The 8825-nt window shown below is 61.0% G+C and carries 5 protein-coding genes; 2 read left to right on the top strand and 3 right to left on the bottom strand.

All coding sequences use genetic code 11. The features are described 5' to 3' along the window. Nucleotides 1-648 precede the first annotated feature (648 nt). The gene (locus tag ABIE28_RS21065) at nt 649-2646 is read left to right on the top strand and encodes a M23 family metallopeptidase (protein ID WP_354066361.1); all 1998 of its coding nucleotides are present in this window, start codon (nt 649-651) and stop codon (nt 2644-2646) included. On the opposite strand, the gene ABIE28_RS21060 is transcribed toward ABIE28_RS21065, so the two are convergent. Together ABIE28_RS21060 and ABIE28_RS21055 are read right to left on the bottom strand one after the other, a co-directional pair. Further along, on the bottom strand, nt 2643-4115 hold the full coding sequence (locus ABIE28_RS21060) for an MFS transporter (RefSeq protein WP_354066360.1): 1473 nt from the start codon (nt 4113-4115) through the stop codon (nt 2643-2645). The two genes, ABIE28_RS21065 and ABIE28_RS21060, sit on opposite strands and share 4 nt — an antisense overlap. 29 nt (nt 4116-4144) lie before the next feature. Further along, nucleotides 4145-4483 carry a VOC family protein gene (locus tag ABIE28_RS21055; RefSeq protein ID WP_354066359.1) on the bottom strand — a complete coding sequence of 113 codons (339 nt, stop codon included), beginning with the start codon at nt 4481-4483 and terminating at the stop codon, nt 4145-4147. 148 nt (nt 4484-4631) lie between these two features. Between ABIE28_RS21055 and ABIE28_RS21050 the strand changes: the two genes are divergently transcribed. Beyond that, the gene (locus ABIE28_RS21050) at nt 4632-5651 is read left to right on the top strand and encodes a tetratricopeptide repeat protein (protein ID WP_354066358.1); all 1020 of its coding nucleotides are present in this window, start codon (nt 4632-4634) and stop codon (nt 5649-5651) included. Nucleotides 5652-5687: 36 nt separating this feature from the next. Here the strand turns inward: ABIE28_RS21050 and clpB are convergent, their stop codons facing one another. After that, nucleotides 5688-8303: an ATP-dependent chaperone ClpB gene (gene clpB, locus ABIE28_RS21045; protein WP_354066357.1), complete on the bottom strand. Its 2616-nt coding sequence runs from the start codon at nt 8301-8303 to the stop codon at nt 5688-5690. Between the last annotated feature and the right edge of the window lie 522 nt (nt 8304-8825).

Raw genomic sequence — 8825 nt, 5'->3', positions numbered from 1 at the left:
AAACGTCGAACTGTGGGAGAGAATTTCATCTCTCAGCGTCGTCAACGTGGCCGGGTTGTAATCGAGACACCTAAGTCTGTCAACAACCTATTTTCCATTTTTCAGATCATTCAGAATTTCTTCTTGCGATCCAGAAACTGAAAACTGAAACATCAAATTTCTTTGCTATTTCAGAGGCTTGCTTCGGTGCCCGCCGCCGTTTGGCGCCGCGCTCTGAAGCGATGACCGGGTTATAGGGGCAGACTTTGAGATTGGGAACCCCCAAAAAGACAAAACCGTCATTTTCTCAATTTTGCCAAAGCCGTGGTGTGGAAAACTCGACCAAACCACAAGGGATTACAGGGCTTTCCCGCTGGAGTGACGAATATGGTGTTTTTTGCCTCCAGTTCAATGGCTTGCCCCAAAGCGCTCCACCACCCCTCTTTATAGAGCACGAGCTCGCCGCCGATCGGTGTCGGCCCCTCTCCATCACCCTCTCATTTGGCTCATTGGGCCCCCTCCCCGCAGTTTCGCCGCATTTTTTTTGGATCAGCTGTACCTATTGATATAGACTCCGCGCACGCGTGCCGGTGCGTCGCCCTCTTATATAGAGAGGTGCCGGCTCTTGCCCTTGATGGGTAGTGTTGTGAAACATCAAAGGATGGTGCGTTGAACGCAGCGCAGAGAAATCGCCATGCCGCACTGCTCAAGGCCACGGGCTTTGAAGACAGCCCGGCCCTGACGGTACAATCTACCGATGGCGAAATTCCCCATGGCCGCGAGCTGAGCTTTGCCTGGTTGACCGGTACTGTGATGACAGGCCTCACCAGCGTGCTGCTGATGGGTGCCGCTCTCTATGTATCCTTCCAGGGACAGGACACCTTCTCTACTGCCTATGAAGCGCTGCAGATCTCGCGCCCAAAAGCCGACGCGCTGACCCCGACCGATCTTGCCGCCAAATCATCCCGCCTGCGCCCTGTCACCGCCACCCGTTCCGATCTTGAGGTTATTGAAGCCTCGATCCGTGAAACGGTCGATGGCCGCGACATGATCCGCAACCAGCCCTTCATCCGTATCCGCGCCACGCTGGCAACGGCACCGACATCTTTGTCGGATGGCGTGCCTGACTATGATCCGGTCGCCATTCTCAATGCGACGCAGCCCATCGAGGCCAACCCCAACGCCGCCGACATCAATACAGATGTCTATGGTGCAGAGGTTGAGGGCGAAGTGGCGGTCAAGCTCGCCGCCATGCCGATGACCTTTGTGCCGCCGCGCGCCATTTCCGATCAGTCGGCCGCCGAATATGTCCGGGCCGTGGTCGAAGCCACTTTCTATGATGACGAGTCCACGCCTACTCTCGCCTATGCGGCCCTCGGCCCGACGGTGCGTGACCTTGGCATGACTGCTGGCAATGGCACACTTGGCGGTATCGCCGAGAATGTGACCATCGTTCCCAAAAAGACCGTGGCAGCGGAAACCTCGCTCGGTCGGTCCGAGCGTATCCTGACTGTTAAAGAGCGCACCCCGCTCAATGAAGTGCTGCGCCGCAATGGTTTTACTGATGCGATGATCCAGGCCATCGACGGGACGCTGCAAAACGTCTTCCCATCGACCGAACTGCCGGTTGGCGCGCGTCTGCGTATTCTGTTTGGACCGTCGCGCACCTCCAACACGCTTATCCCTTATCGGATGAGCATCTATCTGCACGATAACGGCAGCAATTCCGACGTGCATCGGGCCACCGTGGCGCTGACCGACAAGGGACAATACGTTCTGGGTCTGGCGCCGGCCGAAATCGTTTTCCCGGAGGAAGACACCGAAGAGGTCAACGTCGCCAACCTGCCGAGTGTTTATCGCTCGATCTGGGAAACCGGCCGCAAGCATGATCTCGACGACGCAACCATCCAGCGCATCATCGGCATGTTCGCCTATGACGTGGACATGACCAAGCGCATTGCGGCTGGCGATGCCATCGAAATCCTGGAATCCGCGCCAGACGCGACCGGCCGCACCGAACTGCTCTATGTCGGCCTGACATTGGGCAGCACGACGCGCCGACTTTATCGCTTTGGCACCGATGACGGCGTCATCGACTTCTATGATCCAGACGGCGAAACCGGCAAACGCTTCCTGACACGCCGTCCGCTCGAGGGCGGCGGTACGCTACGCTCGCGCTTTGGCTATCGCATCCATCCCATTTTCAAGACCCGCCGTCTCCATACCGGCGTCGATCTGGCCGCCCGCAGCGGCACGCCGATCTATGCTGCAGGCGATGGCGTCATCGAATATTACAAATGGCAGTCCGGCTACGGCAACAAGGTCGAGATCAAGCACGTCAACGGCTATGAGACCGCCTACGGCCACATGTCCCGCTATGCCGACGGCCTGGGCGTTGGCAGCCGGGTCCGCCAGGGCCAGGTGATCGGCTATGTCGGCTCGACGGGCCAGTCGACCGGCCCGCACCTGCATTTTGAGATCAAGATCAACGGCAATCTGGTCGATCCGCTGAGCGTCAAGTTACCCAAGGATAGCGTGCTGCCCCAGCAGTATGAGGCGCGGTTCAACCAGACCATCGCCCAGATCAACGATCTGATGAAACGCGACCCGGCGCCGGTCAATGTGGCTCAAGCGGCAACGGCCGCTGGCGCGACAGCGACGCCCTAGCCCAACTTGCGCTCAAGCGTCACCCAGGCAACGATTGCCGAGACGACGCTCAGTGCGGCGGTGACATAGGCGACTGCGGCAAATGCCGCGTCGGTTGCCGCGAGCCGCAAGGCTTCGTCCTCGGCGTTGAGCCCCGGAGCCGGCAGGCCAAAAAACACCGGTAGCTCTGCGGCGCTTCCCAGCGACTGTTCGAATACCGAGGCGACGACCACACCCAGTAGAGCAATGGCGACGAGACCGGCGACACGCGCCACGGCATTGTTGACGCCGGACGCCACGCCGGTGTCGCTATCATCCACCGATGTCATGACAGCGGTTGAAAGCGGCGACACCACGAGCCCCATGCCCAGCCCCAACAGCACGATGCAGGGCAGCACAGCGAACCACACATTGTGGAGCGGCGCGGTGAGGCCCAAGCCGGTGAAGGCTGCGGCAACAATCAGTGACCCAAGCGCGATCAGTGGTCCTGGGCCGAACCGGTCGGCCCATTTGCCGCTGAATGACGACAATATGGTCAGCGCGATACCGAGCGGCAGCAGCGCTAGCGAAACTGTGGCCGGGGACTGACCCCAGCCGCCGATCATGGTCATGGGCAAGAAGAACATGGTGCCGCCCAGCGCGAAATAGAGCGCGAAGGTCAAAGCGTTGGCGCCCGAGAAGGCTTTGCTGGCAAAGAGCCGCAACGGCAGCATCGGCGCGTTGCTCCGAGCTTCCCACACCAGAAATGCAGCGCCGACCACGAGGCCAGCGCCCGACCAAAGAATGGTGTGTGAAAGCGGCGGTAGGCTGTCGCTGCCATCGCCGGTGAGGCCAAAGGCAATCAGCATCAGCGACACGGTCGCCAATACGGCGCCGACAACATCGAGGCGGCGGCCGGGTTCGGCCTTGTCGGCGGCCACCTTGAGCCAGAGCAGCGCCAGCGCGGCCAGCCCCAACGGCAGGTTGACCGCAAACACCAGCCGCCAGCTCCAGTCGCCCAGAGCGGTCAGCACGAAGCCACCGATGATCGGGCCGGCGATGGACGTCAGCGAAGACGCCGCCGCCCAAATGCCGATTGCCCTGCCCCGCTCTTCGCGCGGATAGGCTTTGGCGATGATGGCGAGGCTGCCCGGCACCATGAAGGCCGCGCCGATGCCCTGCACCGCGCGGGCGACAACCAGCATATAGGGCGTCGGCGCGATGGCGCAGGCGATGGATGCGACGACAAAGGCGACAATGCCCAGCCCGAACACCTTGCGCAGACCGAACCGGTCGCCGGCGGCGCCCCCGAGCAGGATCAGCGCGGACAGAAACAGCAAGTAGCCATTGCTGACCCACTGCGCCTCGGCCAGCGATGCGCCGAGGTCGGCGCGAATGGCCGGGATGGCGATGGAAATCACCGATCCGTCGATGAAGGCCATGCTGGATGCAAGAATGGCTGCCACCAAAACGAATTGGCGGCTTTGGGGGGAGGCGATGTCCTGGCTCATGGGGATTCCGGTTCTGTCCGAGGGCTAGCCTATTCGTGCGCCGTCCAAACTGCCAACTCATTGCCGCCGGGTTCGCGGAAATGGAACCGCCGACCGCCCGGGAAATCAAACTGCGCCTTGGTGATGGTGCCGCCGGCGGCGATCACACGGCGCTCGGCATCGTCGAGGTCGGCGGTGCGAACGATGGCCATGGTGCTGGCGACGCGATCTTGGGCCTGATCGACGCCACCGTCGACGCCCGCATCGGTGAGCCCGTCATAATCTGGACCATAGCTGACGGCGCCCCAGCCAAACGCAGCCTTAAAGAAGCTGCTGCTGGCGGCCCTATCGGTCGATGGAAACTCGATATAGTCAATCTGGTCGCTCATCGGCGCACCCCTTTGTTCGTTATATGTTCCGCTGTTCACTTTCCATATATCCGTCACATCCCAGGTGCAAGTCTTGTTGGGGCAGCATAGGCTGGCCTGCGAGAACTGCCGCATAGCGGGGGCCGGCAAATGATGAGGGAGTGACTTGATGCATTATCTGCCCTTGGGCAAATCACGCAAAGTGCTTTTGCTTGCCGGATTGCTGCTCACCACTTGTGTGCTGCAGGCCAATGCCGATGAAGTCGCCGATTGTGGCGCCTTGCTGGCCAGCCCATTTGAAGAGGGCTATCACGACACCGGCGTTGAAATGCGGGATGTTCAGCTCAATAGAGCCGAAGACGTCTGTAAAACGGCCATCCAAGCCAGCCCTGATTCCAATCAGGCCAAGGCTTGGCTGGCGCGGATCCATTTCTATTACAGCGAATATGCCGAAGCCATCGTGCTGCTCGAGCCGGCCGCCGCTGCGGGCAATCCGCTGGCCCAGCAAATGCTGGGCGACATTCTGATCGATGGCCTTGGCGGTACGCCGGTCGATGAAAAGCGCGGCGTGGAATTGCTGGCCTCCTCCTCTGCCGCCGGGTTTGCGCCGGGCCAAAACAGCCTCGGCGTCAGCTATGAGCGCGGCCAAGGCGTGGCAAAAGACCTGCCCCGCGCCGCCAAACTTTATGGCGCCGCCGCCAAACAGGGCATGGCCGTCGCGCAAGTGAACCTCGGCATTCTCTATGCCGACGGCAATGGCATTGCCGAAAACGACGAGCGCGCTGCGCAACTGTTCATGAGCGCTGCCGCAAAGGGCGATTCCGGCGGCATGAACAATCTCGCGGTCAGCTACGAATCCGGCGAAGGCCTTGACCAGAACTACGACCTCGCCATGGGATGGTACCACAAGGCGGCCGATGCGGGGTCAACTGTGGCGCTGGCCAATATCGGCAACCTCTATGCCGAAGGGCTTGGCGTCAAACAGGATTACAACAAAGCCCTCAAATGGATGGGCAAGGCGGCGACCGCCGGCAGTTCCTACGGGCTCTATCTGCTGGGCGGCATGTATGAAAACGGCAAGGGCGTGACGGCGGATAAAGCGCGCGCTACCGATCTGTACGAACAGGCCGAAGAAGCCGGCAGCACCGATGCTGCCGATGCGCTCGACCGGTTGGCCGCAGCGGACTGACAGAAAAAAGGCCGGTCTTGCGACCGGCCTTTTGAATTATGCAGCGGCGTCAGCTTCCGCCGATCCGCCGGGGAGCAGGATGATGCCCTCATCATCGGCATCGACCAGCACGCGACTGCCGTCGCTGACCTGACCGGCGAGAATTTCGTCGGCCAGACCATCCTGCACTTCGCGCTGAATGACGCGCTTGAGCGGGCGGGCACCATAGGCGGGATCATACCCCTCATTGGCCAGCCATTCGCGGGCCTTGGGGGTGAGTTCTAGCTTGATGTCGCGATCCTTGAGCAGATGCGTCAGGCGTCCGAACTGGATATCGACAATCGAACCCATATGTTCGCGGCCCAGCCGGTGGAACAGCAGGATTTCGTCGATCCGGTTCAGGAACTCGGGGCGGAAGGACGACTTGACCATATCGAGCACCTTGCCGCGCACCAGCTCGACCGACTCACCATCCTTGAGGTCGACGAGATATTCCGAACCAAGGTTGGAGGTCAGGATGATCACGGTATTGCGGAAATCGACCGTGCGCCCCTGCCCGTCCGTCAGCCGGCCATCATCGAGCACCTGCAACAGGATGTTGAAGACATCGGGATGCGCCTTCTCGATTTCGTCAAACAGCACGACCTGATAGGGCCGACGCCGCACGGCTTCGGTCAGCACACCACCTTCGTCATAGCCGACATAACCGGGAGGCGCGCCGATCAGGCGGGCCACCGAGTGCTTTTCCATGAACTCGCTCATGTCGAGCCGCACCATGGCGGTCTCGTCATCGAACAGGAACTGGGCCAGCGACTTGGTCAGCTCGGTCTTGCCGACGCCGGTTGGCCCGAGGAACATGAACGAGCCGATCGGCCGGTTCGGATCCTGTAGGCCTGCCCGCGAGCGACGCACGGCTTTGGCCACCGCCGCAACGGCTTCGGACTGCCCGACGACGCGCGCACCGAGGGTCTCTTCCATCTTGAGCAGCTTGTCGCGCTCGCCTTCGAGCATCCGGTCGACGGGAATACCCGTCCAGCGTGACACGACCTGAGCAATATCGCTTGGCGTCACGACTTCGGCGGCCATCAGCGGATCGGGTTTGCCATCGCCATTGCCGTCTTCTGCCGTCTTGATCTTCTTTTCGAGTTCGGGGATGACGCCATAGGCAAGCTCGCCGGCCTTAGCCAGGTCACCCTGACGCTGCGCGATTTCGAGCTGGCTGCGGGCGGTGTCCAAAGCTTCCTTGAGCTTCTGGCTACCCTGCAGGCGTTCCTTTTCCGACAGCCATTTGGACGACATGACCTGGGCCTGCTCTTCAAGCGTGGCCAATTCATTTTCGAGCCGGTCGAACCGGGAGCGCGAGCCGTCATCGTCTTCCTTGCGCAAGGCTTCGCGCTCGATCTTGAGCTGCATGATGCGGCGATCAAGTTCGTCCAAAGCTTCAGGCTTGCTGTCGACCGCCATGCGCAGACGCGCTGCCGCTTCGTCCATCAGGTCGATGGCCTTGTCGGGCAGAAAGCGGTCGGTGATATAACGGTTCGACAAGGTCGCAGCGCTCACCAAAGCCGAGTCCGAAATCCGGATGCCGTGATGCAGCTCGTATTTTTCCTTGAGCCCGCGCAGGATCGAAATGGTGTCTTCCACCGTTGGCTCGTCGACAAAAACCGGCTGGAAACGACGGGCCAGCGCCGGGTCCTTTTCGACATGCTTGCGATATTCGTCGAGCGTGGTCGCGCCAACGCAATGCAGCTCGCCACGGGCCAGCGCAGGCTTGAGCAGATTGGACGCGTCCATCGCGCCATCGGCCTTGCCGGCACCGACCAGCGTGTGCATTTCGTCGATGAACAAAATGATCTGCCCATCCGAAGACGTAACTTCGCTGAGGACGGATTTGAGGCGCTCCTCAAACTCGCCGCGATATTTCGCGCCGGCAATCAGCGCGCCCATGTCGAGCGACAGCAGCGACTTGTTTTTCAGCGATTCCGGCACGTCGCCATTGACGATACGGATAGCGAGGCCCTCGGCGATGGCGGTCTTGCCGACGCCGGGTTCGCCGATCAGCACGGGATTGTTCTTGGTGCGGCGCGACAGAACCTGAATGGTGCGGCGAATTTCTTCGTCACGACCGATCACTGGGTCGAGCTTGCCTTCGCGCACATCCTGCGTCAGGTCGCGGGCATATTTCTTGAGCGCGTCATAGCTGTTTTCGGCCGTCGCCGAGTCGGCATTGCGCCCCTTGCGAATGGCTTCGATGGCAGAGTTCAGCCCCTGTGGCGTGACGCCGGCGGAACTGAGGATCTTGCCTGCGTCGGTGTCCTTTTCAACAACCAGCGCCAAGAGCAGGCGCTCGACGGTGACATAGCTGTCGCCGGCCTTCTGGGCGGCGCTTTCGGCCGTGTCGAACACACGCGCCAATTCGCGGCTCAGATACAGCTGGCTGCCGTCACCGGAGACGGATGGAATTTTGGCAATGGCAGCTTCAACGCCCGCCCGCGCTGCCTTGGGATCGCCCCCGGCGCGCTCGATCAAGCCATTGGCCATGCCCTGATCGTCGTCGAGCAAAACCTTCAGCAAATGGATCGGTGCGAATTGCTGGTGGCCCTTGCCCAGCGCGATGGTCTGCGCACTCTGGATGAAGCCGCGAGCGCGTTCGGTGTATTTCTCGATATTCAATTCAACTCTCCTTGTCTCGCCCGCAGCCCGGCCCATTGGAGGCGCCAGACAAACGGCGGAAGCGTCGTGCGATGAAACGCCTGCTCGGCAGCGCTGCCCCATCACAAGGAGATATATGGGAAGTGTTTCGCGCACGAAAAGAGGCGCGTGGCGCATCGGGCGATATCGTTTTACCGGGCGTGCAAAAGCGCCGCCTGCCTTGCGGTTTTCGAGATAGAGCGATGGTGGCGAGGCATCAGCCTCGATCTAGTATTGGGAGTGAGACTGCTGCCTCGCCACCATACCGGGATTTCGAACAGGTCCGGTTCAGGCGCTACCATTATTGCAGGCGCGGCTGCCGAGTTTCCAACCCGCACGAGGAAGGCGACCCCTCCTCCCCGGCAATTCCCACGACCATCACTCGTCATGACTGGGCTCTGACGTGGGCAACGGGATGGAGTATGCGCGTGGTTTTGGGTGGGGGGATAAGTTTTTTTGGGGGGGGATGGGAGTGCGGGCACGCCCTCATGGTGAGGTGCGCGT

This window comes from Devosia sp. 2618 (genome assembly GCF_040546815.1).
Taxonomy (GTDB): Bacteria; Pseudomonadota; Alphaproteobacteria; order Rhizobiales; family Devosiaceae; genus Devosia.
Note: the sequence above shows the minus strand (reverse complement) of the source record. Positions and strands in the feature narration are given on the sequence as shown.

Excerpts from the sequence above, each read along its gene's own strand:
- ABIE28_RS21060 (WP_354066360.1), bottom strand. The coding sequence starts at position 4,115 with ATGAGCCAGGACATCGCCTCCCCCCAAAGCCGCCAATTCGTTTTGGTG.
- ABIE28_RS21055 (WP_354066359.1), bottom strand. The coding sequence starts at position 4,483 with ATGAGCGACCAGATTGACTATATCGAGTTTCCATCGACCGATAGGGCC.
- ABIE28_RS21050 (WP_354066358.1), top strand. The coding sequence starts at position 4,632 with ATGCATTATCTGCCCTTGGGCAAATCACGCAAAGTGCTTTTGCTTGCC.